The sequence below is a fragment of the Pseudomonas sp. ICMP22404 genome (genome assembly GCF_006227205.1).
GTDB lineage: Bacteria > Pseudomonadota > Gammaproteobacteria > Pseudomonadales > Pseudomonadaceae > Aquipseudomonas.
Genome location: NZ_VCNG01000002.1, coordinates 251,239 through 277,371, shown reverse-complemented (window position 1 = coordinate 277,371; position 26,133 = coordinate 251,239). Strand labels below are relative to the sequence as shown.

Here is a 26,133-nt window from a genome sequence, read left to right as displayed (position 1 = left end):
CGCAAAGGAGGGACGCAATGACTAATCCAGACGAAATAATTTCCGTTAAGAATGTTTTTAAAATATTTGGCGCACAACCTGATGCGGCGATGAAAATGCTTAGCGCCGGAGCAAGCAAAAAGGATGTTTTCGAGAAAACGGGCCAAGTAATTGGTGTTTTCGACGCCAGCTTTGCCGTCAAGCGCGGTGAAATCTTTGTAATCATGGGACTTTCAGGCTCTGGCAAGTCCACGATGGTGCGATTGTTCAACCGCCTTATCGAGCCGACGTCCGGCAGTATTTATCTGAACGGTCGAGAAATTACCGGGCTGGATGACAAAGCGCTTCTCGATGTTCGCCGCAAAGAGATGGGCATGGTGTTTCAATCCTTTGCCTTGATGCCCCATATGAGCGTTCTCGAAAACACCGCCTTTGGGCTGGAAATTTCCGGCATCAGTGAAAAGGAACGTCATGAGCGCGCCAGGGAAGCCCTCGCCCAGGTCGGGCTTGCAGGGCAGGAGCACAGTTATCCGCACCAACTTTCCGGCGGCATGCAACAACGCGTAGGCCTGGCCCGTGCGCTTGCCAACGACCCGACCATCCTGCTGATGGACGAAGCCTTTTCCGCTCTGGACCCGCTTATCCGCAGCGAGATGCAGGGTGAGCTCATTCGCCTGCAAGCCGAGCAAAAGCGGACCATTATCTTCATCTCCCACGACATCGAGGAAGCCGTTCGCATCGGCCATCGCATCGCAATCATGGAAGGGGGACAGGTGGTGCAAATCGGCACGCCTCAAGAGTTGATCAGTCAACCAGCCAATGACTATGTGCGTACATTCTTCAAAGGATTCGACAGCTCCCGCATTCTCAAGGCAGGCGATGTGGCCAGGCTTGATCCGGAATCGGTTCGCAAGGCAAATGGCCAAGCACCACGATTCAAAGCTGGCCTACCGTTTGGTTATTTGATCGACGAACTTGGACAACTACTCGGGGTCGTCGATATCGATACGAGCGGCGCGGGTGGCAGCACGCATTACACCCTCCATAAACACCAGCCCGTATTTACCGATACTCCCCTGCACGAGGTGCTGGAGATTGCAGCCCACCTGCCCTATCCGGTCCCTGTACTGGACCGTTCGGGCGCGCTCACCGGGACGCTGTCAAAGAGCGAGTTACTGCAAACGCTCAGCCGCCATTAATACAGCCGCGCCCCGCCAAGCTGGCGCGTCCCTGATGACCTGAAGTATCCGCGGCCCTTATAGCGCCGCTACGGTGATATGAAGAGGTAAGCCCTGATGTCCGAGTTCAGTTTTCTCGATCCGTTTCAAGTCGCCACTATCCCACTGGGTGATTGGGTTGAAAGCATCCTCAATTTTCTGGTGCACAACTTTCGCGATGTGTTCCGCGCCATCCGTTGGCCGATTGACCAGGTACTAAACGGCATCGAATACATTCTGCAAAGCATTCCACCCAGCATCGGGATCCTCCTGTCTTCTTTGCTGGGATGGCAACTGGCCGGGAAACGCATGGCCTCACTGTGCTTTGTGACCCTCACGCTGCTAGGCCTTATCGGCGTCTGGTCCGAGTCGATGACCACCTTGGCACTCGTACTGACATCGGTATTCTTTTGTGCATTGCTAGGTGTACCGCTGGGGATTCTCTGCGCCCGCAGTGACAATCTGGAAAAGGTCCTGCGCCCCGTACTCGACGCCATGCAGACGCTGCCGGCGTTCGTTTATCTCGTGCCCGTCGTCATGCTGTTCGGCATCGGCAACGTGCCGGGCATCCTGGTGACCATCGTCTTCGCCCTGCCCCCTCTGGTGCGCCTGACGAACCTGGGCATCCGCCAGGTACCTGAGGACAAAATAGAAGCTGCTCGCGCTTTTGGCTGCACTCCACGGCAGATGCTGACCCGCGTTCAGTTGCCACTGGCGACGTCGACCATTATGGCCGGACTCAATCAGACCTTGATGCTGTCCCTGTCGATGGTGGTCATCGCTTCAATGATCTCGGTGGGTGGTCTCGGCCAGATGGTCCTGAGGGGCATCGGCCGCCTGGACATGGGCTTGGCCACGGTCGGCGGGACAGGCCTGGTGCTGCTTGCCATCTTCCTTGACCGCCTGACCCAGGCCATGGGCGCCCGCACCGGAGCCGACCCAAGCCTGCGCTGGTATCACACCGGTCCCGCAGGCCTTCTGCTACGCCTGTGCGGCGCGAGACAGCCTGCGGGGCGGAGCAAGACCGCCTGACCCTTCCATTCGATCTGCCGCAATGAAGATAAAACCCCAAAAAAGGTACGCGACGATGTCTGAATTCAAGCTTTCCCGCAGCATGCTCAATTGCGCTACAGCCCTCGCCATTGCGGCCATGTCGCTTTGTGCCAACGCTTCGGTGAACCAACCGGGAGACGGTGTGAAGATCACCCCTATCTTCCCTTCTATTGCTGAAGAGCGGTTTCGCGGTGAAGTGGCCGTCGAGGGTCTTCGAGAGCTGGGTTACAAGGTACAAGAGCCCAAGGAGACAGAGTACAGCGTCATGATGATGGCCTTGGGTAACGGTGATGCAGACTTTACGGTGCACTTGTGGGACAAGCTGCACGACAAGTTCTATCAGCAGGCCGGGGGCGACAAGGTCATGGTCAAGGCGGGCGACATCATGCCCGGCGTACTCCAGGGTTATTTGATCGACAAGAAAACCGCTGACGCGTATGGCATCAAATACATCACTGACCTGAAAAAGCCTGAAATCGCCAAACTGTTCGACACCAACGGCGACGGGAAAGCAGACATGACAGGATGCAACCCTGGATGGGGCTGCGAGCTGGTCATCGCCCATCACATGAAGGCCTATGACCTGGAGAAATCGATTAACGTAAACCAGGGTTCCTATTTTGCACTGATGGCCGACACCATCACTCGCTATAAAGAAGGGCAGCCGATTCTCTACTTCACCTGGGTCCCCCAGTGGATCGCCACTGTTTTGGTAGAAGACAAGGATGTGGTCTGGCTGGAAGTACCGAAAACCGACCTGCCGGATGGCAAGAATGATGTCGACACGATGTACAAGGGCAAGAACCTTGGCTTTGCAGTAGACAAAGTCGAAGCCGTGTTGAACAAAGACTTCGCCCAGAAAAATCCGGCGGCCTTGAAGTTCCTCTCAGTGATGCAAATCACCACCGCTGACGAAAGTGCCCAGAACTTGAAGATGCAAGAGGGCGAGAAAAAGCCTGCCGATATCCGTCGTCACGCCAAAGAGTGGGTAGCCGCACACCGGCAGCAGTTTGACGAATGGTTGCAAACCGCTCGCGCTGCGGCGACACAAGCTAACAATTGATATGAATACAGCGGTGGGGCAAGTCGATGACGGGCTCCACCCTGTAGATTTTAGCCAAGTTTGGGATGTAGGCCGGTATAGATTCGATAACCCAGGCAACTGCAAAAACACTTCAATTCCGTCAGACCACATAGTCGTTTGAAACTTTAAAAGCTTGATAGCGACGTCTATTGAATACTCGCTCGCATGAATTGCCAACTTTCGCTGGCGCATACGGTGGTTCAACGGTTGATAGGACGATGACCGCACTCCTTGGCGCTCGGTCGTTTTGCATGACTGGCGTCGGATCGGTTGAATGAACAGGATCTTGAAATGTTGAAAGTATCTTCGTTACCTGCCGATGACCAATCCTGCGGGTGGTACCACTTGAGCAAGGGGCGCCAGATCAAGCCAGCCCACCAAGGCCATAGCCACGCACGCTGGGTCATTGTCGGTGCCGGCTTCACAGGGCTTGCCGCCGCCCGTCAGCTGGCGGCTCATTTTCCCGATGACACCATCCTGTTGATCGAAGCTCAGGAAGTGGGTTTTGGCACCTCCGGTCGCAATGCCGGGTTCGCTATCGATTTGCCGCATGACATCGCCGCGGAGGATTACATAGGCGATATCGCCACGGCAAAAACAACACTTAAACTTAATTTGAGTGGCCTGAATTATCTAAAAGAGTTAGTTGAACAACACAGCATCGATTGCCAAATGAAGCATTGTGGCAAATATCAGGCCGCCGTTGAACCAAGAGGCATCGCCGTTCTGGATGCCTATCGCCGCGGACTCGATAAACTCGATCAGCCCTACCAGATGATTGAGGCTGGTGAATTACCCGAACATATTGGCACGCATTTCTACCGTAAAGCATTGTTTACCCCAGGGACTTCTCTGCTTCAGCCTTCGGCGCTTGTCAAAGGCTTGGCCGACAGTCTTCCCAGTAATGTGACGCTGTACGAAAACACTGCAATCACTCATGTGGAATATGGCACAAAGACGGTACTCAAGCATGCCTCAGGTTCAATCACCGCGGACAAACTGATCCTGACCAATAATGCCTTTGGTATGAGTTTCGGCTTTCTCAAAGGGCGAATGCTGCCGGTGTTCACTTATGCCAGCCTGACCCGCCCCATGACCGAACAAGAGCAAGCTCGCCTCGGCGGCCGACCTTATTGGGGTGTCATCCCTGCGGATCCATTCGGTACTACGGTACGTCGCACACCGGACCACCGTCTTCTGATCCGTAACAGTTTCAGCTTCAATCCGGACGGCCGCAGCGATTCAAAATACTTGAAACGCTTTGTTGCCAGGCATCAGGCATCTTTCGAGCAACGCTTTCCTATGTTGCCTGAGATGAAGTTCGAATATACCTGGGGAGGCGCATTGGCGCTTTCACGTAACCACATGGGGCATTTCGGCGAACTGTCGCCCAATGTCTATGGAGCACTCTGCTGCAACGGGTTGGGGGTTACCCGTGGGACAGCCACCGGGAAGCTCTTAGCGGACTGGCTGGCCGGGGAGCACTCTGAACTCATCGATTTCGTCTTGAAATCGCCGGGGCCATGCCCTAACCCCCCTGCTCCACTGGTTTCAGCAGGCGTCAATATAAGTTTGCGCTGGGGGCAATACCGAGCCGGTAAAGAAAGCTGACCCGCCCCATATTTTAAGAAGTTCCAGTCCGCTTGTTCGTTCTTCTGCAGGCGGCTTCCCATGGTTGAAAAACTGGCGGCGCTGACCTATCGAGCGGCGCCGCTTGAAAGACAGTGATACTAATTGGAGCGAGATTGATGAAATTTGAAGGCATTTACACACCGGCCATTACGCCCCTGACCTCTGACGGCAGTATCGATAAGACAGCCTTTGCCGAAGTCCTGGAGTATCTGGTCGACTCCAAAGTGCACGGTGTCATTATTGGCGGCTCAACCGGCGAATATTACGCCCACTCTCCCCAGGAGCGTTTCGACTTGGCCGCCCAGGCCAAGGACGTGTTGCGCGGTCGTCTACCGCTGATCGTGGGTACCGGGGCCATTCGCACTGAGGACTCGGTCGCCTACGCCGAAGCAGCGAAGGCCATCAAGGCCGATGCATTGTTGGTTGGCTCGCCCCCCTATGCGCTGCCAACGCAAAAAGAGATCGCATTGCATGTCAAGGCTGTGGACCGCGCGGCCTCGCTCCCCATCATGCTTTACAACTATCCAGGCCGCATGAGCGTAAGCATGGGCGAGGAATTCTTTGATGAGGTCAGCGATGTGACAAACATCGTCGCCATCAAGGAAAGCTCCGGCGACATGGCCCAGTTGCACCGTTTGGCCTGTAAATACCCGCGCATCGCCCTGTCTTGCGGATGGGACGATCAGGCCCTGGAGTTTTTCGCATGGGGCGCCCGCAGCTGGGTGTGTGCCGGTTCCAACTTCATCCCTCGCGAGCACGTCGCCCTGTACGAGGCCTGCGTCGTCGAGAAAAACTTCGACAAAGGCCGTCGCATCATGGCGGCGATGATGCCACTGATGGACGCTCTGGAAGGCGGGAAGTTTGTCCAGTCCATCAAGTACGGGTGTGAACTGAATGGCTTGAGCACCGGTGGCCTGCGCGCCCCCCTGCAGGGCCTGGATGTGGATGAAAAGCAGACGCTGCAAGGCGTCGTCACCGAGCTCAAGCGCAACATCGCGCAGATCACTGGAGGTGCCTGAAATGGCTGATCTACTGACCAAGGAACAGTACGCGGCCATCGCCGCCAAGTTGGAATTTCCTACCCAGGCATTCATCAACGGCGAGTTCCGGGATGCCCTCTCTGGAAAAACGTTCATCACGACGAACCCGGCCACGGGTGAAAAGCTTGCAGAGGTTGCGGCATGCGATACCCGTGACGTCGACGTTGCCGTGGCTGCCGCCAAGCAGGCGTTCGAGGATGGGCGCTGGCATAAGCTGTCACCGGGCGCACGCAAGCAAGTGCTGCTGCGCTTCGCTCAATTGCTGGAAGACAATGCACACGAGCTCGCCGTGCTGGAAAGCCTGGACAGTGGCAAGCCAGTCAGCGAATGCCAGAACGTCGACGTGCCCGATACCATCCATACCCTGCGCTGGCATGCGGAGCTGATCGACAAGGTGTACGACAGTACCGCGCCGACCGGCCAGGGTGCGGTAACCCTGGTGGTGCGCGAAGCGATCGGTGTCGTCGGCCTGGTCCTGCCTTGGAACTTCCCATTGCTGATGCTGGCCTGGAAGATCGGCCCTTCCTTGGCCGCTGGCTGTTCCATCGTGGTCAAGCCGGCCAAGGAAACCACCCTGACCGCATTGCGTGTTGCCGAGTTGGCGCATCAGGCCGGTATTCCGGCAGGCGTATTCAATATTACCCCTGGCGGCGGCCGGGAGGCTGGCGAAGCAATCGGTCGGCACATGGATGTGGCAATGGTCAGCTTCACCGGTTCTACCGACACGGGCCGGTTATTTCTCAAGTACGCGTCCGAGTCGAACCTCAAGCGCGTGGTGCTCGAACTGGGGGGTAAGAACCCCGCCGTGGTGATGAATGATTGCGAAGACCTCGATCAGGTTGCCCAGTATGTGACCGCCGGCGCTTTCTGGAACATGGGCGAAAACTGCTCGGCCTCCTCACGGCTGATTGTCCATGAAGACGTCAAGGATGAACTGCTGAAACTGATCGGCAAGCATTTGCGTGATTGGAAAATGGGCGACCCACTGGATCCTGAAAATCGCCTCGGTGCCATGATCAGCAAAACGCATTTCGATAAAGTGCGCTCGTATCTGGAATTGGCCGCCGAGCAGCAACTCAACGTGACGCAAGGTGGCGGGACTGAGTCCGGCGTCTTCGTCCAGCCGACGATCATCGACGGAGTCGAACGTGAAAGTCGCCTGTTTATCGAAGAGATCTTCGGGCCGGTACTGAGTGTCACCAGCTTCAGTACTCTCGACGAAGCCATAGAACTTGCCAACGACACAGTCTACGGCCTGGCGGCATCCGCCTATACCGGCAGCCTGCGTAATGCCTTGCGCCTGTCGCGGGAGATTCGTGCGGGCGTGGTCACCGTCAACTGTTTCGGGGAAGGCGACGCATCTACACCGTTCGGTGGCTACAAGGAATCAGGCTTTGGTGGTCGCGACAAATCCGTCTGGGCGCATGACCAATACACCGAGCTGAAAACCATCTGGATTGACGCTTCGTAACCTGATCAGGCACGTGCTGTATTGACGACGCTCAGTAGCCCGGTCACCGCTTCACGCAAGCGGTGACCGGGCTATGGACGCCCTTCGGCTTGTTGGTCGCCTGGTCAGGCAGAACCTTTCACAGATTGAACTCTGGACGCCATCATGACTTCTTCACCTTTTTCGATTCCAGCCAACGCCCGACGCATCGACCCAGCCAGACAACGTGCAACTGCATTAAAAAAAGATGGCTCCGCCGAGGACAACGACCGCGTCGAAATAGGCCCCACGCCGCTGGCTTTTGCGGAGTGGGAACGTTTGGGCCTGGAACCGCCCCATCTGCCCACCCTGCGTACATACCGATTGCAACGACTGGTTGATCAGTTGGTAGCCCGTGACCTGGGCGGCATTCTGTTATTCGATCCGCTGAATATCCGCTACGCAACCGATACCACCAACATGCAGTTATGGACGACCCATAATCCCGCACGGGCATGCTTCGTCGCCGCCAGTGGACATGTTGTCCTGTGGGACTTTCATGGCTGCGATCACCTGTCCGCCCACTTGCCGCTGGTGACAGAGTTGCGCAGTGGCGCGTCTTTTTTCTTTTTCGAGACCGGTGAGCACACCGACCGACACGCCAGACATTTCGCCGCGCAAATCGACGAGTTGCTGCGCCAACACGCCGGTGTCAATCGTCGGCTTGCGGTGGATCGAATCGAAGTCGCTGGCCTGCGCGCCTTGGATGCATTGGCGATCGAAATCTGCAGCGGCCAGGAAGTGACTGAATTCTCCCGCATGATCAAGGGCCCTGATGAGGTCAAGGCGATGCGCTGTGCGGTGGCCGCGTGCGAAGCTTCGGTAGCCGAAATGCACCAGGCCATGCGTGCCGGCGTGACTGAAAACGATGTCTGGGCCGCCCTGCATGCCGGTAATATCCGCCGCGGTGGCGAATGGATCGAGACCCGAATTCTCAGCTCCGGCCCTCGCACCAATCCCTGGTTCCAGGAGTCTGGCCCACGGGTGTTGAGCGACGGCGACTTATTGTCATTCGACACGGATCTGATCGGCACCTACGGCATGTGCGTGGACATGTCCCGCAGTTGGATCTGCGGCGGGCTGGAGCCTACGGCCGAACAGAAACGCCTGTATCGAATTGCCCATGACCATATCACCCACAACATCGAGCTGATCAAGCCAGGCGTGCGCTTCACGGAGCTGACCAAGCAGTCGCATCGGCTGCCCGAACTCTGCCGCGCCCAGCGATACGGCGTGCTGTTCCATGGCGTCGGCCTGTGCGACGAGTACCCCAGTATCCGCTATCCGGAGGACTTGGAATCTTACGGATACGAGGGCGAGCTGCAGCCAGGCATGGCCCTTTGCGTCGAAGCGTACGTGGGTGAAGTGGGTGGCCGCGATGGCATCAAGTTGGAGAACCAGTTGTTGGTCACCGAAACCGGCTATGAACTGCTGACGCACTACCCTTTCGACGACAGTTTTCTGCAAGCATGAAACTCGATCGATGAATCAGTTAACCGTGTGTCATCAAACATCAAGCATCGGCTTCCTCTTGCTTGAGAACTTCTCCCTGACGTGCTTTACGCAATGCCTGGACGTGCTCGTGACGGCCAATCTGATTCGGCCAGGCTCGGTAAAAGTTCATACATTCAGTTGCAACGACTCCGAAGTCACGAGCGACCTGGCCATCCCTATCAGGCCGGATACCCCGCTTACCGACATTAGAATCGCCGCCCTGGATCTGATGATTGTCTGCGGTGGGTTGCGTACGCCAAGAGTCGTGCCTGACGGACTGGTGAAACTCTTGAACAAGCTCGCCAGCATGCCCATTGCGCTCGGTGGGTTGTGGAATGGCGCCTGGTATCTGGGTAAAGCCGGGTTGTTGGATGGCTACCGCTGTGCCATTCACGCAGAACAACGGATCGCTTTATCCGAATGTTCACCCAACACAAATGTAACTCTGGACGCCATGGCAATTGATCGAGACCGGCTCACGGCGGCCAGCCCCGCGGGGGCATTTCAAATGATGATCAAGTGGCTTTACGCAACGCTTGATCAGGATGTCGTGAATGCGGTTTTTGAGCTGCTGGATCATGACCAGTCCAGGTTTCGTACATCAGTGCCGGTTCAAGATGGCAAGGTCAGCGCCGCGCTACGAGAAATCATCACATTGATGGAATGTAACCTGGAAGAGCCGTTGAGCCAGGATCAACTCGCCGAGTGTGTTCGGCTATCAAGACGCCAAGTGCAACGCCTCTTCCAGGAACAATTGGGAATTCCTCCACAACGTTACTACCTGGCATTGCGCCTTAAAGGCGCCCAGCGCCTGATACAGAACTCAAGCCTTACGATCATCGATGTTTCAATCGCCTGCGGCTTTGCCTCGACCCCCCATTTCAGCAAATGCTACAGCTCTTTTTTTGGTTATCCACCGTCGAGGGAAAGTCGCCACGAACTGTGAGAGCTGCACGGGTACGTAATATCCAAAAGGAGCGCAACATAGTGTCCACTTCGCAGCCCCCTGTCCCACAATCCGTCGGATTCCTGCTGTTGGATGGCTTCACTTTCATTTCCCTGGCATCAGCGATAGAACCCTTGCGCATGGCCAATCAGCTCTCCGGTAGAGAGTTGTACCGATGGTTCACCCTGGGCCAGGACGCAAAGCCCGTGCGTGCCAGCGCCGGCTTGCAAATAACACCCGACACCAGCATGCAAGAAACCCCTCCGTTATCCACCGTGATCGTGTGCGGCGGAATGCATATCCAGGACAGCGTCAGCCATGAACATGTGCTTTGGCTGCAGAGCCAAGCCCGCCTGGGTCGCAAGTTGGGGGCCATCTGCACAGGGAGCTGGGCGCTGGGCAAAGCCGGACTGTTGGAAGGACACCGATGCAGTGTTCATTGGCAATGCCTGGAGCTGATGCGCGAAGCGTTTCCAGTGGCAGATATCACGCCACACCTCTTCTCCATCGATAGAAACCACTTGACCTCATCGGGCGGCACCGCACCGATGGACATGATGTTGCACATCATCAGAAGCGAGCATGGCCGTGAATTGGCCGCGGCAATTTCCGACATGTTCATGTATGAACGTATGCGAGATGATCAGGATCAGCAGCGCATACCGCTCAGGCATACACTGGGCGCCAACCAGCCCAAACTGCAAGCGGCCATCCTGTTGATGGAGGCCCATCTGGACGCGCCCCTCGAACTCAAGGTGCTGGCACACAAGGTCGGGATTTCACGGCGCCAACTGGAGCGGTTGTTTCAAAAGTACTTGGACATTTCTCCGTTGCGCTATTACCTCAAGCTGCGCTTAGTCCGGGCACAGCAGTTGTTGAAGCACTCCCCATTATCCATCCTGAAAATAGGTACGCTGTGCGGCTTTGGTTCAGCAGACCAATTCACCAGAAGCTATCGAGGGTATTTCGGCGTCACGCCACGTCATGAACGCACTTCGTCGAATACCCATGGGACAACCCCTGTACATTCCCAGGCAGCCACCGCCTCCACGCAGACGGTGACCGGGTTTTAATGGGGCTCAGATAAACGGAACGTAGATCAACTAGTGGCTGGCGCCTTCGATAGGCTGCAGATGGGCATAGCTGGCGACAAAGCGGCTGTATTTGTGTTGACCGCAGGTGTAAGGCGCGTACTTGGCCGGGTTATCGGCACTGATGCACGTGGCGACGGTCTCAACCGGCGCGTCGAAGTCCAAGTCAATGAAGAAGGGAATGGAATACCGTTCGACGCCGCTGGTATTGATCACGCGGTGCATGGTCGACGTGTAGCGATCATTCGTCAGGGTTTGCACCAGATCACCGATATTGACAATGAATGTGTCCTCCACCGGTGGGGCGCTTACCCATTCTCCAGCGCGATTGCGTACTTGCAAGCCGCCGACCTTGTCCTGGAAAAGAATCGTCAGAAAACCATAGTCCGTATGCGCTCCGATCCCGATTTCCTTTTGTGAAATTTCGCCACTCTGCGAGGGGTAGTGCAACAATCGCTGAATGGTGATCGGCTTGCGCTGCAGTTTTTCAAAGTAGTCCGCGGGCAGATCCAGGCTCAGGGCAATGGCGCTGATGAGCTTACGAGCCAGGTCAAGCATCGCACGATGATAGGCCTCGCAGACGTCGGAAAATTGCGCGGGCTCTGACGGCATCAGGTTCGCCCCGAAGAACGGAGACACTTCATCATCATGGGCGCCGTAGTCGAAGCACTCCTTGAAATCGCGGGTGTTTTCCGGATCGACGTTTTCCGCGTACATGGGAATGTAGCCGCGAAGCGTGGGACCTGAATGAACCACGTTCAGCTCATTCTTTTTATCAAAAGGCAGGGCAAAGAAATTTTTTGTCTGAGCGTACATCGCGTCTATCAAGGTGCGAGAAACGCCGTGATTCCTGATATAGAAAAAACCGACTTTCTCGCAAGTTTCGCCGATCTGGCGCGAAACTTTCAGTGGATCGCTCCCATCCAGTAATGGCGCGATATCAATAAAAGGGATTTCTTCAAACGTAGTCTGTTTGCTTGCAAGCCGGGCATCGGTCAGCTGAATCATCGGTATTCCTCAACAAAAGCGCCGCGTTTTAGTTATTCTGAAAAAGTTCCAGCGTACGAAATCAAGAGCGTTGTTCTTGATCCTTATGCTGAAATCATTGTTCAGGACTGAGCGGACACCAACAAACCATTTTTCATTCAATACTCATGAGAAAAAATCAATCATGAAAACTGAATCAAGCCTATAACTCCTGATGTTATATGCATGTCATTTCAGGGTTTGTTTAAGTCAGGTTTCGTTGATCGTTAGACTTGGCAGATTCAGGACACGTTATCAGGTTCATTCATCCGTATTGCAATCTTTGCGAAGCCGTCGTGCAAGGCTGTGGCGCCTCGTATCTTTCTCCAAAAACTCAACCGCTATGAACGCTTCGATACCCGCTCCAGCTTCAACTTTCTCGATAAAACTCAGAATCGCCTTCCTCATGAACCAGTGGGAGGTGCGATCCAGCTTGGCTGATGCGGACTTCAGCCTGGCCCGCGTTTCCTCGTCCAACTTGATGCCCTGTGTGGTCACTGCCATATTTTCTTTCCTCATTCATTAACCGAGTTCGTTCTTATAACGAGGCACTAATGCATCAAGCTCCACAGGGCCAGAAGCGGAACGTTTGTCGATTTCATGGCATGGACACAGGATGGAAAGTTGAACACGACGCCCCCAGCCCCGGGCGTCCACCACCCCACATCCTCGCGATACCAGTCGCCCGGCGAAAGAACGAGATAGAACTCGGCAGGCGGGTGCTGGTGATAGGGATAGCAGGTCTGCGGCATCATGAGCGCCAATCCCAAGGTCAAGGTGGAACATTCCAGCAATCCTCCCGGCCCGGCGATTATGCCGTGACGATGTCGCTCCACGAAAGCGCTGTCCTGGTCGGCCTGGGCCTGGCGGTTTATCCAAGGGACATGGGGCAAGAGCGTGCCTAACGCGTCCCATATCGATACCAGGTCATCATCGCTCCTGGGCGCCGCGTGAAGGGCTTCGGCTAAATGAGGCGCCAAAAAACCTGGCAACGCGCTTGAAGTTTTCGCCGGTTTGCGAATTGTCCATTGGGCCGCATTCAGAGATGCGGCGTGCGCCTGCGCCTCATCGCAAAGGCTGCCCGACAGGACGTTTTGCAGCGAACGCTTCAGCCGTTCGCCGCTGCGGATAATGTCCCGCTCCCACGCCATATTTTCAGTGCTGTTCATCATCGTTTTCGCCCACGTTTCCCAAGCGATGTATCGAACGAGCTTACAAACGGCTCAACTGTTCCAGCAGACCAACAGAAACACGGATCCCATCATTCTGGGCGTTGACCGTTGCGTGTTGCCGCTCCCATCCCGGTCTGTGAACGCCCATTTGCGTCAAGCGAGCCATTTGGTTGGCAAGCCGCTGCTCGAATCCCTCTGAAAAATACGTCGGCGCCAAAAGCAGTATCAACAGGCCACAGCCAGGCGACTGGGCCCCCTGGTTGAACGCCGGCGCATCCAGCGACCAGTTGGCGCCCGTGAGCCCCGCTGCCAGTACTTCGACCATGAGCATCAGGTTGGCCCCGCGATGACCACCAAAAGGCAGCAACGCACCACTCAGCGCTGCCAGGGCGTCACGTGTTCCGTTGCCATACTGGTCAACCGCCCATCCCTCGGGAATACCGCTGCCTGTCGAGGCGGCATGGGCGATGTTCACGAATGCCGTGGCACTGCATGCCTGGTCGAACAATAGCGGGACGCCATCGGCCGAGGGCGCGGCAAATGAGATCGGATTGGTCGAGTAGGTCTTGCCCCTGGCACCAGGAACGGCAACCAGGGCCGGCCCGTTTGCGACCGCCAATGCGATCAGTCCGGCCTGGGCAAACCGCAGCGTGTAGTCGCCGAGTTCACCGCTGGTGAAACTATTGCACTGGCTCAACGTGGCCATGCCATTGACATGCGCGGCATGACACAACGAATCGAAACACCGGTCGACGCCGAGCTGGGCAATTCCACCTTGGGCATCAGATTTGAAGATGATTGCGCCGGCGCGGCTGATGCGTGGCTCGACACATGGATTAATACGTCCGGAGGAAAAGCCCGGTAAATAGTCGGCGAGGTGTCGAAACCCCACGGCCTGGTTACCACGCGCTTGCGCCGCAACGGTGGCGTGGGCCAATGAATTGGCCACCGCTGGGGAGCAGCCCTTCGATTCGCAGAGATGCTTCACCCAGTCGACCGCTTCATCAAGGGTAAAGCGACGATAGGCTGTGGTATTCAAGGGTATCGCCTGAATGTTCGTTCGAAGAATCCGGAGCCCTTTGCGAAGGGCTCCGGACGGCAACACAACTATTGGCTGGCAGCAGCCATTATGGGGCTGGTGTTGCGGAGGCGGTCTGGCTGCCGAACATCGCGTCGAAGCGGGGCTTGTTGGCGGCGTAGTACTCTGCAACTACCTTGTCTGCCGAACTGTCACGGGCGGTCGCCATCAGCTTCTCGAGGTCGCTCTTGGGAATCTTGAAGTTGGCGAAGAACCGGGCGACATCGGGATGTTCGGCGCTGAAGCCTTTGCGGGCAATCGCGTGAATTTGCTCGGCACCACCAAAGATCTGCTTCGGATCGTCCAGGTAGCGCAGTGGCCACTTGGCGAACATCCAATGTGGACTCCAGGCATTGATCAACGCCCATTTGTCACGCTTGAGGTTGCGATCCAGCTCGCTCAGCATGCCCGACTCCGAAGAGGCAACCATCTTGTAGCCATCGAGTTTGTATTCCTTGATGGCCTTTTCCGTCAGTTTGTACTGACCGTTGCCCACTTCCGATGTCAGGATCTTGCCGCCGAGTTTTTCCCGCACATCTGGCTTGTTGAGGTCCTCGACACTGGCAATCTCGCTGGTGGGAATGGACGTTGGTACGGCCATGCCGATCCGGCCTTCATACAGCACGCCGAGGTCTTCGAGCTTGTCCTGGTATTTGTCGTAGAACGACTTGTGGGTGCTCGGTAGCCAGACCATCGGGATCAGGTCGATATTACCGTTGGCCAGGGCCTGGAACTGAATGCCAATATCGGCAAGTATCAATTTGACCGGTTGTTTCAAGTGGTCGCGCAATGCTGTATCTGCCAGCTTTACAGCAATTTCCGTATCCGACCAGTTCACCCATCCGATGCGGATTGGCGTGGGTTCCTCGGCGTGGGCCATCAGGCTGCCGGCGGCCATCGCCAGGCCCGCAAACCAGCCGATACAAGTTTTGCTGGACAACGTCATCATGGTGCATCTCCGCGTACTGTATTAATAGTTATTGGCAGGGCAGAAGAAGAATTAACGCTCCCTCATCAGAGCAGAGTGTTATTACGCTCCTCAAGGGATTTAATGTTATGCATGAATAAGTTTTAGTTATGCGAGAAGTCTTCCTGTCTCTCGGTCGCTCGGTCCTCCTCCGCCCTCAGGCGAAACTTATCAACGTAAGCACTCACAGTGCTTTCTCGAGTGCCGGTAACGCCTCGAACACATCCGCCACCAACATGTAGTCCGCCACTTGAGCAATCGGCGCTTCAGGGTCCTGGTTGATCGCAACGATGACCTTTGAACCACTCATGCCGGCCAGATGCTGAATGGCGCCGCTGATACCTGCCGCAATGTAAAGCTCTGGTGCGACGATCTTGCCCGTCTGCCCGACCTGCAAATCGTTGGGGGCAAAACCCGAATCGACTGCGGCACGCGATGCGCCTACGGCACCGCCTAGCTTGTCTGCCACTCGCTCGATCAAGGCGAAATTTTCTTTGCTCTGCATCCCGCGGCCACCGGACACGACGACGCGGGCGCTCGACAGATCAGGCCGTTCGCTGGCCGTCAATTGCTCGCTCACGAAGCGCACATTGCTCGCACTTTGTCCGCCCTCCACCGCCACCACTTCGCAGCGATGTTCATGGGACAGGGCCTGGGCGAACGCCGATGCGCGGACCGTGAGCAACTTGATCGGATCGAGGGACTGCACGGTGGCGATGGCGTTACCGGCGTAAATGGGCCGCTGGAAAGTGTCCGCCGAGACAATGTGGGTGACGTCGGACAGCATGCCGACATCCAGGCTGGCCGCGACCCGGGGCAGCACGTTGCGGCCCATACTGCTGGCGTCGGCAACGACGTGTGTATAACCGCCGGCCACCAGTGACGTGATCAGAGGCTGGATATTTTCGGCCAAGGCATTTTCGAACATCCCCCCCTGCGCCAGGAGCACCCGATCCAGACCCTGGATCAGCGCCGCCTGTTGCGCCACTACCGATGCGTCAGCCCCACCCATCACCAGCAAATCCATCTTGGCGCCCAGGGCCGTGGCGGCGGTCACGGCACTCCACGTACCTGCCGTCAGTTGACCGGCGCTGTGCTCGGCGATCACCAATGTACGCATCAAATCACCCCCGCAACGTTTTTCAATTTATCCACCAGTTCGGCCACCGAACCGACGTTGATTCCCGCTTTGCGCACGGCAGGCGGGACAACTCCTAATAATCGAGCGTGTTCCTTCACGCTTGCGCCCAAGGTGTCAGCGGCAATGATTTCAAGCGGCTTTTTCTTGGCTTTCATGATGTTGGGCAACGAGGCGTAGCGCGGTTGGTTCAGCCGCAAGTCGCAGGTCACCACCGCAGGCATGGCGAGGGCGAGCACCTGGCTGCCACTGTCGACCTCTCGCTCGACGACCCATTGACCATCCACCTGATTGATGGCTGAGGCGTAGGTGGCCTGACCGCTGCCGATCAACTGCGCGACCATTTGCCCGACCTGATTGTTCTCCTGATCGATCGCCTGCTTGCCGAACAGGATCAATTGCGGCTTTTCCTGATCGATCACTTTGCTCAGGTACTTGGCGACGTTGAGCGGCTCAAGTACTGCATTCGTCTCGACCAACAGCGCCCGGTCCGCGCCGAGTGCCAATGCCGTGCGCAGTTGTTCCTGAGCGGCCGACGTACCCACGGAGACAACCACCACTTCGGATGCCACCCCCTTCTCCTTGAGGCGTATCGCCTCCTCCACCGCGATTTCGCAGAACGGATTCAAGGCCATCTTCACGCCACCGAGCTCGACGTCTGAACCGTCGGCTTTCACCCGGACTTTCACATTCGGGTCGATGGCGCGCTTTACCGCAACGAGCACTTTCATAGTTCTTCGCACTGCCCCCTGGCACTTTGGATCGATGCGGGATGGCCGGACGCACGCGCCGTACCACCCCTGTTTCGACTGGATGGTAATCCCGGTTTTTCCGCCACGCAAGAAAAATGTACACCTATGTCTTAATCGTTGACACACATGAACATTCAACATACCGTTATGTCAAACCAAGCCTGATGTTCTGTTCTCGGAGCGCAACACCATGTCCAGCGATCCTCTGCTGCAGCCCTATAAGATCAAACACCTGACCCTCAAGAACCGGATCATGACCACCTCTCATGAGCCGGCTTATCCTGTCGACGGCATGCCGAAGGATCTGTACCGCGCCTATCATGTCGAACGCGCCAAGGCTGGCGTGGCACTGACCATGACGGCGGGCTCCGCCGCCGTTTCCCGTGACAGCCCGCCAGTGTTCAACAACGTGCTGGCGTACAAGGATGAAGTGGTCAAATGGATGAAGGATCTGACCGACGAATGTCACGAACACGGCACGGCGGTGATGATTCAACTGACTCACTTGGGGCGGCGCACACGCTGGGACAAGGCCGACTGGCTGCCGGTCGTCTCACCCTCCCATCGCCGCGAAGCGTCCCACCGGGCTTTCCCGAAAAAGATGGAAGAATGGGACATCGACCGCATCATCAAGGACTATGTGGACGCCGCCGAACGCATGAAGGCCGCCGGGCTGGACGGCTTGGAACTGCAGGCCTACGGACACCTCATGGATCAGTTCTGGTCGCCACTGACCAACGACCTTGATGGCCCCTACGGCGGTTCGCTGGAGAACCGGTTGCGCTTTACCTTCGACATCCTGCGCGGCATTCGCCAGCGCTGTGGCGAGGACTTCCTGTTGGGGGTTCGCTACACCGGCGATGAAGATCTGCCCGGCGGTTTCGGTGCCAAGGACGGCATCCAGATCTCGCACATGCTCAAGGACAGTGGCCTGGTCGACTTCCTCAACGTCGTTCGCGGCCACATCGATACCGATGCCGGCCTCACCGACGTGATTCCGATCCAGGGCATGCGCAACTCCCCGCACCTGGATTTTGCCGGCGAGATCCGCTCGGCCACCGGCTTCCCCACCTTCCATGCCGCGAAGATTCCCGACGTCGCCACCGCCCGCCATGCCATCGCCTCTGGCAAGGTGGACATGATCGGCATGACCCGGGCGCACATGACCGACCCGCACATCGTGCGCAAGATCATCGAGAAGCGCGAAGAAGAGATCCGCCCCTGCGTCGGCGCCAACTACTGCCTGGACCGCATCTATCAGGGCGGTGCCGCGTACTGCATTCACAACGCCGCCACCGGGCGCGAAACCACCATGCCCCACGAAATCCCCAAGGCGTCGGTCAAGCGCAAAGTGGTGGTGATCGGCACCGGCCCGGCGGGCCTGGAGGCGGCACGGGTAGCCGGCGAACGCGGCCACGACGTCACGGTGTTTGAAGTGGCCGATCAACCCGGCGGCCAGATCCGCCTGACAGCGCAGAGCGAGCGCCGCCGCGAGATGATCAGCATCATCGACTGGCGCATGGCGCAATGCGAACGGCTGGGCGTGAAATTCCATTTCAATACCTGGGCCGAGGCCGAGACGGTGCTGGCTGAAAATCCGGATGTGGTGATCGTCGCCACCGGAGGCTTGCCGCACACCGAAGTGCTCAAGCACGGCAATGAACTGGTGGTGTCTACCTGGGACATCATTTCCGGTGACGTCAAGCCGGGCCAGAACGTGCTGATCTTTGACGATGCAGGCGACCATGCGGCCCTGCAAGCGGCCGAAGTCATCGCCAACAGCGGCGCGAAACTGGAGATCGTCACACCGGACCGCTCGTTCGCACCCGAAGTGATGGCGATGAACCTGGTGCCCTACATGCGCAGCCTGCAAGACCTGAACGTCACCTTTACCGTCACCTATCGGGTCGACTCGGTGGAGAAACGCGACGGGCAATTGGTGGCTAACTTCGGCAGCGATTATGGCCAGGTGCATAAACAGCGAGTGGTCGATCAGGTGGTCATCAACCACGGCACCCTGCCCCTCGACGATCTGTACTTCGAACTGCGTCCCCATTCGCGCAACAACGGTGCGGTTGAACAGCATGATCTGATCGCCGGGAAAACCCAGAACATCGTTACCAACCCCGAGGGCCGCTTCCAGCTGTTCCGGATCGGCGACGCGGTGTCGGCACGCAATACCCACGCGGCCATCTACGATGCGTTGCGACTGGTCAAGGACATCTGAAGTCATGCCCCTGATCCTGGATCAGGGGCAATTCACTATTCGAAACGAGGCTCTACCATGTCAGCACAGACCTTGAAATCAAGGGCTGCGGTCGCATTCGCGCCCAATGAACCGTTGCAACTGGTCACCATCGATGTCGCACCGCCCAAGGCTGGTGAGGTCCGGGTGCGTATCGTTGCCACCGGCGTCTGCCACACCGATGCGTTTACCCTTTCAGGAAGCGACCCGGAAGGTATCTTCCCTAGCGTCCTGGGCCATGAAGGTGGCGGTATCGTCGAAGCCGTCGGCGAAGGTGTCACTTCGCTGCAGGTCGGCGACCATGTGATTCCGCTCTATACCGCCGAATGCGGCCAGTGCAAGTTCTGCCTTTCCGGCAAGACCAACCTCTGCCAAGCCGTCAGGGCGACCCAAGGCAAAGGCCTGATGCCCGACGGCACTTCACGCTTTTCCTATGAAGGCAAACCGTTGTTCCACTACATGGGTTGCTCGACATTTTCTGAATACACCGTGTTGCCGGAAATTTCCCTGGCGAAGATTCCCAAGGAGGCGCCGTTGGAGCAGGTCTGCCTGCTCGGTTGCGGGGTGACCACCGGAATCGGCGCCGTCCTCAACACCGCCAAGGTCGAAGCGGGCGCCAGTGTGGCGGTGTTCGGGCTGGGCGGCATTGGCCTGGCAGCCATCATCGGCGCAAAAATGGCCAACGCCGGGCGTATCCTCGCTATCGACATCAACCCTGCCAAGCGAGAAGTCGCGCTGTCGTTGGGCGCGACGGACTTCATCAATCCCAAGGAATACGACAAGCCGATCCAGGACGTCATTGTCGAGCTGACCGAAGGCGGCGTGGACTACTCGTTCGAATGCGTCGGCAACGTGCAACTGATGCGTGCGGCACTGGAGTGCTGCCACAAGGGCTGGGGCGAGTCGATTATCATCGGCGTCGCCGGCGCGGGCCAGGAAATCAGTACCCGCCCTTTCCAGCTCGTTACCGGTCGCGTGTGGCGTGGCAGCGCGTTTGGTGGCGTGAAGGGCCGCACCGAGCTGCCCAGCTATGTGGAGAAGGCCAGCCGAGGAGAGATCCCACTGGACACCTTTATCACCCACACCATGCCCCTGGAAGATATCAACAAAGCATTCGAGTTGATGCATGACGGGCAAAGCATTCGTACCGTCATTCATTATTGATTCGGCCGATCCTCATTTCCCCCCCCCCACAAAAAGGAAGCAACGATGTCCGTTTTTACCCATGTAACCGTCGGCACCAATGACCTGGCAAAAGCCCGTGCGTTCTATGACGCAGCGCTGAAAGAAATCGGCCTCAAACGCGTCGCCGATCTCAGCGAGAATGGCTCCATCTGGGGCGTCGACAAGCCTTCGTTTTTCGTACTCAAGCCGGCCAACGGCAATCCGGCGACTGTCGGTAACGGCGGTACTGTCAGCTTCGAGGCACCGAGCCGTGCTGCGGTCCACGCCTTCCACGCCGCGGCGCTGGCAAATGGCGGCGTCTGCGAAGGCCTGCCAGGCACGCGTGGCTGGGCTGAAAACGCCTATGCTGCCTACGCTCGGGATCTGGACGGGAACAAGCTGGCGGTCTACTGCTTCAAGGCAGAGTAAATAAGACGCTTATCGAAGCCCCCTTGACCGGGGGCTTCGGTTTATCAGGCATGAAGCCCTTTGCGGGCAACCGCAGCACCGGCCTCCAGAGCCCTTCCGATGTGCGCTTCGAAACGACTATCGATCATTGATTGCAACGCCGCGGCCGTGACACCTCGATAGGCGACCAAGGCCTCGATCATCTCCTGCGCATCGTGGTTTTCCAAAAGCTGGCTGCCATTGACCACAACGTTCTTCGCAGCCAATTGTGCGATATCGGAAGGAATGCCGGCAGCCTTCGCCTGATTAGCCAGTGCGGTCATCAGCAACGCAGGAAAAGCCGGACCGGTACCCGAGAGCGCCGAGAGGTAGTCGATGAAGCCCTCCTCCTGAACCTCGGCTGCAGTGCCTACCGATTCGAACAGCCGCTGTACCAGCTCCCTCGCGGCCGCGTTCACTTCCCCCCAGCAAAACCACGGGGTAAAGGATTGCCCGATTTCAACCGCCGCGTTAGGCATCGCCCGCACGACTGCCGACGCTGAGGTTTGTGCGGCAATCGTCTGCGCCGTAACCCCAGCCATCAAGGACACGACGGTCTTGCCCGTCGCGTCAATGTCCAGGCTGGCGAAATGCTCGGGGCGCACCGCGATGATTACCATGTCGCTACGTGTCACCAGCGCCTGATTGTCCGTGACCAGGCAAACGCCTTGTTGTGCCAGCGGATGACTGCCGGTGCGATTGGAAATGATCAGATTGCCAGCCGGCAACAGCGACTTCGCCATGAGCGCTTTCGCAATCGCTCCACCCAACCAGCCCGTTCCGCCGATGATACCGAGCGTTTCGCTGATCATTTTGCAGAGACCTCTTCGAAAGTGTCCGCCAAGGGAACGAAAAGCCCTGGCTCTTTCTCGGCGTAGCCAAATTTCCCATAGAAGCGATCCAGCTCGCGTTGCTTGGGAACCTTGCCGGTGAAGATGCTGACGTAATGGGGAATACGCTGGAAACGCGTGGTGATCAGCTCACTGGTGTTCATGCTGATATAGCCGATCTGGGTCAGGTAGATCGTCCGGGCGCGCGTATCGGCACCCTGACTGTCATAGCCAAAACGCTTGAACATGTTTGCCAGGGCGCTCATCCGCTGCTCGTCCACGGTCGCGACCTCTTGAGCCACTTCAGCCGACTGCAACGCCCAACTGCGCACGGCAAACTCGAATTGCGAATCGAACAGTTGCGGATTGAGCCAGCACTCGAACACATTCAGGATCGCCTCGGAAATGCTTTCGGCATAGCTTTCGCACTGCCGGATCAAGCCCCCCGTGTTGGTCTCCCGCCAACGGGAAAGCAAGGCGGCCAACAGCTGTTCGCGATCCTCGAAAAACCAATAGAAGCTGGTGCGTGACAAACCCAGGCGCTTGGCCAGCGGCATGACACGAACGGCATCGATGCCCGATTCCTTCAAGGCCTCGTAGGCCGCTTCCAGCCAGCCCTCCGTCGACCCCCGCCAGCCTGCGTCCTGGGCCTTGCCACGTGCCTTCCCTACCTGGGGCATTCTGCTCACCTTCTTAATAATGCGTAACGCGAATGTACTCGGATGCCCCTCTAATGTACACCTAAGTACATTTAGTTGACTTTCTCGGCTCAAGAGTGAATGAAGTCATTAATGATAAAAACTCATGAGACGCGGACATAAAATGGTTTGTCGGTAAAAGACTCCTGACTGACCATACCCCACAGGCAACGGACTCCATACCAAAACAACAACGAGCCGCCATCATGAATCTTGCAGCGCACACCTTTGAAAGCCTTTCGACGTCCGGCCAAAGAATACCGGGGCGACTGGCATTGCCTCACGCTACTTCTGTTACTTATCCCCTGCCCAAACTTCGATAACTGCTGAAGCGACGCCCTGCGCAGTCGCTTGTGCGCCTGCTAACCCGGCGCGCGAAGCGCTGCCCGGACGGTTGCTGGCGTGCGATTTCTTTCTATCAGTCGGATTAGTGATATGTGGATAACACAAGAGAAGCTTCCCCTGGGCGAACACATCGCCCGGTATGTCGAATGGTTGACTCAGCACGGCGCAGGTATCTTCGATGCCATCTCGCTGTCGCTGTCGGGTGTCATCACCGCATTCAGCGGTGTGCTCCTTTGGTTCAACCCCTTGGCGTTGATCGCTGTATTTGCCCTGCTGGCCTATTACATTCAGCGCAAGGTGAGCCTCACCCTGTTCATCACCCTCGCCTTCCTGCTGATATTCAACCTCGGTTATTGGCAAGAGACCCTGGAGACTCTCGCCCAAGTCACCTTCGCCACACTCGTCTGCGTGGTCATCGGTGTACCGCTAGGCATCGTCGCGGCACATCGACCCTGGTTCTACGCGACCTTGCGGCCGGTCCTCGACCTGATGCAGACCGTACCGACCTTCGTTTACCTCATTCCCACCCTGACCCTCTTCGGCCTGGGCGTGGTCCCGGGCCTGATCTCCACAGTGGTATTTGCAATCGCCGCACCTATTCGCCTGACGTATCTGGGCATCAGTGATGTTCCCGAAGAACTGATGGATGCTGGCAAGGCCTTTGGCTGCTCGCGCCGCCAATTGTTGATGCGCATCGAACTGCCCCACGCCATGCCCAGCATCGCCGCCGGAATTACCCAATGCATCATGCTGTCACTTTCCATGGTCGTGATCGCCGCCTTGGTGGGGGCCGACGGGCTTGGCAAACCCGTGGTCAATGCGTTGAACACCGCCGATATCTCGATGGGTTTCGAAGCGGGCCTGGCGATCGTGCTGCTGGCGATCACGCTCGACCGCATCTGCAAGCAACGCGAGACCGCGAAAAGAGGTGACGTATGAGCATCATCCGTTTTGAAGACGTCGACGTGATCTTCTCCGCTCGCCCGAAGCCTGCCCTGGATTTGCTTGACCAAGGCTTTTCACGTCCGGAAATTCTGCAGAAAACCGGCCTGATCGTCGGCGTGGAAAAGGCCAACCTGGAGATCAACAAAGGCGAAATCTGTGTATTGATGGGCCTCTCCGGCTCCGGCAAATCCAGTCTGCTGCGTTGCATCAACGGCCTGAACACCGTGAGCCGCGGCAAGCTCTTCGTGGAGCACGAAGGCCGCCAAATCGACATCGCTTCCTGCTCCCCCGCCGAGCTGAAAATGATGCGCACCCAGCGCATCGCCATGGTGTTCCAGAAGTTCGCCTTGATGCCCTGGCTGACGGTTCGCGAAAACATCAGCTTTGGTCTGGAAATGCAGGGCCGTCCGGAAAAGGAGCGGCGCAAGCTGGTGGATGAGAAGCTTGAGCTGGTGGGCCTGACCCAGTGGCGCAACAAGAAGCCCAACGAACTGTCCGGCGGCATGCAGCAGCGGGTTGGCCTGGCCCGTGCACTGGCTATGGACGCCGACATCCTGCTGATGGACGAACCGTTCTCGGCCCTCGACCCGCTGATCCGCCAAGGCTTACAGGACGAATTGCTCGATCTGCAACGCAAGCTGCACAAGACCATCGTTTTCGTCAGCCATGACCTGGACGAAGCCCTGAAGCTGGGCACACGCATCGCCATCATGAAAGACGGCAAGATCATCCAGTACAGCAAGCCCGAAGAAATCGTGCTGAACCCGGCCGACGACTATGTGCGCAACTTCGTCGCCCACACCAACCCCTTGAACGTGCTGTGCGCGAAGAGCTTGATGACACCGCTGGACCAATGCGTTTTCGCCCGCGACGAATACTGCCTGGATACGGCTCAGAACCTGTGGATGGCGCTGAGTGCGCAGCGTCATTTGACCAGCGTTCGAAAAGGCGCCACCACCGCACACGTCCAACCCTGGAATCCGACCAAGGCAATCGAGACCTTGGCTCGACAACCGACGTGCGTCCCCTGCGCCACCACCATGCGCGACGCGCTGCAGATTCGCTACGAAACCGGCCACCCCCTGATTGTGCAGGACGAGGCTGGCGTCATCTTGGGCATATTGGGTGACAGTGAACTGTATCGGGCATTGCTGGGGCACAAAATGTCCCGGCCTGTTCCTACGGAACCCGAACGGGAATCTTCGGTGGCGTGAGTCACCTGGCACGGCGTTGGAACACACCTATGCAACCCAGCGATATCGATAAGAAGGTCAAGGGTTACCGACGGTTGATACCGTCGATGACGGCCTTGCTGGAATTCGAAGCCGTGGCACGGCTGACCAGCTTCACCCTGGCCGCCCAAGAGCTGGGCGTGACGCAGGCCGCCGTCAGCAAACAGATCCGCTTGTTGGAGGACGCCCTGGAAACCAAGCTGTTCCATCGCCTCCATCGGTCGATCAAGCTGACTCACGAAGGCTATGTACTGCATCTGGTCGTCGCGGAGTCCATTCATCGCATGGCCAGCGTCTTCGACAAAATTGCCGAAGGCATTGGTGAGCAGGAGATCACAATCGCCTGCACCGAGGCGTTTTCTCACTTGAGGATACTCCCCCGGTTGACCGCGCTGCGCACCCTGCAACCGAAGTTGAAGTTGCGCTTGATGACTCATCAGGTCTCGCCCAGTACCTACCGGGATGATATTGACCTGGCTATCCGTTTTGGCGATGGGAAATGGGAGGGCGGGAGTTCGGTTTTCCTGTTCGACGAAGAAGTGTTTCCTGTTTGTTCGCCGGCCTGGCTTGCCGCCAACACGCCCCCTTCATCCATTACCGATTTTCTCGACACGGCGTTGATTGACTCCGATTCCACCCTGGAAGGCTGGATGACCTGGAACCGATGGTGCCGGGAACTCGGCGATATGCGCCCCAAGCTCAATTACTCATTTCGCTGCAGTTCCTATAACGACGCGATACAGGCGGCCATACAAGGCCATGGCATTGCACTGGGATGGGGTCGGCTAATCGCACACCGGCTCAATAGCGGTGAGCTGATCAGAATTACGCCCTATAGAGTCAAGCCCAAGGACGCCTATTACCTGGTTATTCCGAGCGGCCGAACAGTTGAGCCTATTACCCAGGCGCTGATTGATTGGCTGCGCGACGATAGTTATTTAACTCACTGATTAAATAGAATTTTTACGCATAACGAAAAGTTATGCGAGCGTGAAAATAAAGCGCGTTGACGGTCTTATTCCACTTTTCCAAACTGTGCTTGCCGCCTGATCAACTTTGAGTTTGAGCG

23 protein-coding genes and 1 pseudogene are annotated in these 26,133 nt (G+C 57.3%); 15 read left to right on the top strand and 9 right to left on the bottom strand.

What is annotated here, in order from left to right; translation table 11 throughout:
* The first annotated feature begins 17 nt into the window (after positions 1–17).
* The 9 genes and pseudogenes from proV to FGE05_RS05000 form a co-directional block, all read left to right on the top strand.
* Positions 18–1,178, top strand: a complete 1,161-nt coding sequence (gene proV / locus FGE05_RS05040) for a glycine betaine/L-proline ABC transporter ATP-binding protein ProV (RefSeq protein ID WP_139642049.1) — start codon at positions 18–20, stop codon at positions 1,176–1,178.
* Positions 1,179–1,274: 96 nt separating this feature from the next.
* Positions 1,275–2,228, top strand: coding sequence for a glycine betaine/L-proline ABC transporter permease ProW (gene proW, locus FGE05_RS05035; protein WP_139642048.1), 954 nt, complete (start codon positions 1,275–1,277; stop codon positions 2,226–2,228).
* Between the two features lie 55 nt (positions 2,229–2,283).
* Positions 2,284–3,312 carry a glycine betaine/L-proline ABC transporter substrate-binding protein ProX gene (gene proX, locus FGE05_RS05030; RefSeq protein ID WP_139642046.1) on the top strand — a complete coding sequence of 343 codons (1,029 nt, stop codon included), beginning with the start codon at positions 2,284–2,286 and terminating at the stop codon, positions 3,310–3,312.
* A 312-nt stretch (positions 3,313–3,624) separates the two neighbouring features.
* The gene (locus tag FGE05_RS05025; RefSeq protein ID WP_139642044.1) at positions 3,625–4,944 is read left to right on the top strand and encodes an FAD-binding oxidoreductase; all 1,320 of its coding nucleotides are present in this window, start codon (positions 3,625–3,627) and stop codon (positions 4,942–4,944) included.
* A 137-nt stretch (positions 4,945–5,081) separates the two neighbouring features.
* Positions 5,082–5,984, top strand: a complete 903-nt coding sequence (locus FGE05_RS05020; RefSeq protein WP_139642042.1) for a dihydrodipicolinate synthase family protein — start codon at positions 5,082–5,084, stop codon at positions 5,982–5,984.
* Position 5,985: 1 nt separating this feature from the next.
* Positions 5,986–7,476, top strand: coding sequence for an aldehyde dehydrogenase (locus FGE05_RS05015; protein WP_055135259.1), 1,491 nt, complete (start codon positions 5,986–5,988; stop codon positions 7,474–7,476).
* A 144-nt stretch (positions 7,477–7,620) separates the two neighbouring features.
* Positions 7,621–8,967 (top strand): dimethylsulfonioproprionate lyase DddP, encoded by a 1,347-nt coding sequence (gene dddP / locus FGE05_RS05010; RefSeq protein ID WP_024778802.1) that lies wholly within the window; start codon positions 7,621–7,623, stop codon positions 8,965–8,967.
* Positions 8,968–8,977: 10 nt separating this feature from the next.
* Positions 8,978–9,934: a GlxA family transcriptional regulator gene (locus FGE05_RS05005; protein WP_175361452.1), complete on the top strand. Its 957-nt coding sequence runs from the start codon at positions 8,978–8,980 to the stop codon at positions 9,932–9,934.
* Positions 9,935–9,972: 38 nt separating this feature from the next.
* A pseudogene (locus tag FGE05_RS05000) lies at positions 9,973–10,941 on the top strand (GlxA family transcriptional regulator); the annotation flags it as partial.
* 96 nt (positions 10,942–11,037) lie between these two features.
* Here the strand turns inward: FGE05_RS05000 and FGE05_RS04995 are convergent.
* The 7 genes from FGE05_RS04995 to FGE05_RS04965 all read right to left on the bottom strand — a co-directional run bounded on the left by FGE05_RS04995 (position 11,038) and on the right by FGE05_RS04965 (position 17,137).
* Positions 11,038–12,033, bottom strand: coding sequence for an isopenicillin N synthase family oxygenase (locus FGE05_RS04995; protein WP_053193808.1), 996 nt, complete (start codon positions 12,031–12,033; stop codon positions 11,038–11,040).
* Between the two features lie 279 nt (positions 12,034–12,312).
* Complete coding sequence (locus FGE05_RS04990; RefSeq protein ID WP_024778806.1) at positions 12,313–12,555, bottom strand: ribbon-helix-helix protein, CopG family; 243 nt, start codon at positions 12,553–12,555, stop codon at positions 12,313–12,315.
* A gap of 47 nt (positions 12,556–12,602) precedes the next feature.
* A complete protein-coding gene (locus FGE05_RS04985; protein ID WP_139642038.1) occupies positions 12,603–13,220 on the bottom strand; it encodes a dimethylsulfonioproprionate lyase family protein in 618 nt (205 codons plus the stop codon).
* Between the two features lie 43 nt (positions 13,221–13,263).
* Positions 13,264–14,292, bottom strand: a complete 1,029-nt coding sequence (locus tag FGE05_RS04980; RefSeq protein WP_139642514.1) for an Ldh family oxidoreductase — start codon at positions 14,290–14,292, stop codon at positions 13,264–13,266.
* Positions 14,293–14,350: 58 nt separating this feature from the next.
* A complete protein-coding gene (locus FGE05_RS04975; protein WP_139642036.1) occupies positions 14,351–15,250 on the bottom strand; it encodes a glycine betaine ABC transporter substrate-binding protein in 900 nt (299 codons plus the stop codon).
* Positions 15,251–15,452: 202 nt separating this feature from the next.
* Positions 15,453–16,388 (bottom strand): electron transfer flavoprotein subunit alpha/FixB family protein, encoded by a 936-nt coding sequence (locus tag FGE05_RS04970; protein WP_139642033.1) that lies wholly within the window; start codon positions 16,386–16,388, stop codon positions 15,453–15,455.
* The gene (locus FGE05_RS04965) at positions 16,388–17,137 is read right to left on the bottom strand and encodes an electron transfer flavoprotein subunit beta/FixA family protein (protein WP_024778811.1); all 750 of its coding nucleotides are present in this window, start codon (positions 17,135–17,137) and stop codon (positions 16,388–16,390) included. The genes FGE05_RS04970 and FGE05_RS04965 overlap by 1 nt, the downstream gene beginning before the upstream one ends.
* Positions 17,138–17,348: 211 nt before the next feature.
* On the opposite strand from FGE05_RS04965, the gene FGE05_RS04960 reads away from it, so the two are divergent.
* From FGE05_RS04960 to FGE05_RS04950, 3 genes are read left to right on the top strand one after another with little or no spacing between them, the layout of a single operon-like run.
* Positions 17,349–19,385: an NADH:flavin oxidoreductase gene (locus FGE05_RS04960; RefSeq protein WP_024778812.1), complete on the top strand. Its 2,037-nt coding sequence runs from the start codon at positions 17,349–17,351 to the stop codon at positions 19,383–19,385.
* 57 nt (positions 19,386–19,442) lie between these two features.
* Positions 19,443–20,567 (top strand): S-(hydroxymethyl)glutathione dehydrogenase/class III alcohol dehydrogenase, encoded by a 1,125-nt coding sequence (locus tag FGE05_RS04955; protein ID WP_033034517.1) that lies wholly within the window; start codon positions 19,443–19,445, stop codon positions 20,565–20,567.
* Between the two features lie 45 nt (positions 20,568–20,612).
* Entirely contained in the window at positions 20,613–20,996 is a 384-nt protein-coding gene (locus FGE05_RS04950) for a VOC family protein (RefSeq protein WP_024778814.1), read from the top strand.
* A 44-nt stretch (positions 20,997–21,040) separates the two neighbouring features.
* Here FGE05_RS04950 and FGE05_RS04945 read toward each other — a convergent pair whose 3' ends face one another.
* Positions 21,041–21,826 (bottom strand): pyrroline-5-carboxylate reductase, encoded by a 786-nt coding sequence (locus FGE05_RS04945; protein ID WP_139642031.1) that lies wholly within the window; start codon positions 21,824–21,826, stop codon positions 21,041–21,043.
* A complete protein-coding gene (locus FGE05_RS04940) occupies positions 21,823–22,524 on the bottom strand; it encodes a TetR/AcrR family transcriptional regulator (protein ID WP_024778816.1) in 702 nt (233 codons plus the stop codon). The genes FGE05_RS04945 and FGE05_RS04940 overlap by 4 nt, the downstream gene beginning before the upstream one ends.
* A 453-nt stretch (positions 22,525–22,977) precedes the next feature.
* Between FGE05_RS04940 and choW the strand changes: the two genes are divergently transcribed.
* The 3 genes from choW to FGE05_RS04925 are packed head-to-tail and all read left to right on the top strand — an operon-like array spanning position 22,978 to position 26,014.
* Positions 22,978–23,826 carry a choline ABC transporter permease subunit gene (choW, locus tag FGE05_RS04935; RefSeq protein WP_024778817.1) on the top strand — a complete coding sequence of 283 codons (849 nt, stop codon included), beginning with the start codon at positions 22,978–22,980 and terminating at the stop codon, positions 23,824–23,826.
* Complete coding sequence (choV, locus tag FGE05_RS04930) at positions 23,823–25,046, top strand: choline ABC transporter ATP-binding protein (protein WP_053193827.1); 1,224 nt, start codon at positions 23,823–23,825, stop codon at positions 25,044–25,046. Before choW ends, choV begins: the two co-directional genes overlap by 4 nt.
* A 29-nt stretch (positions 25,047–25,075) precedes the next feature.
* Positions 25,076–26,014, top strand: a complete 939-nt coding sequence (locus FGE05_RS04925) for a LysR substrate-binding domain-containing protein (protein ID WP_139642029.1) — start codon at positions 25,076–25,078, stop codon at positions 26,012–26,014.
* The last annotated feature ends 119 nt before the right edge of the window (positions 26,015–26,133 follow it).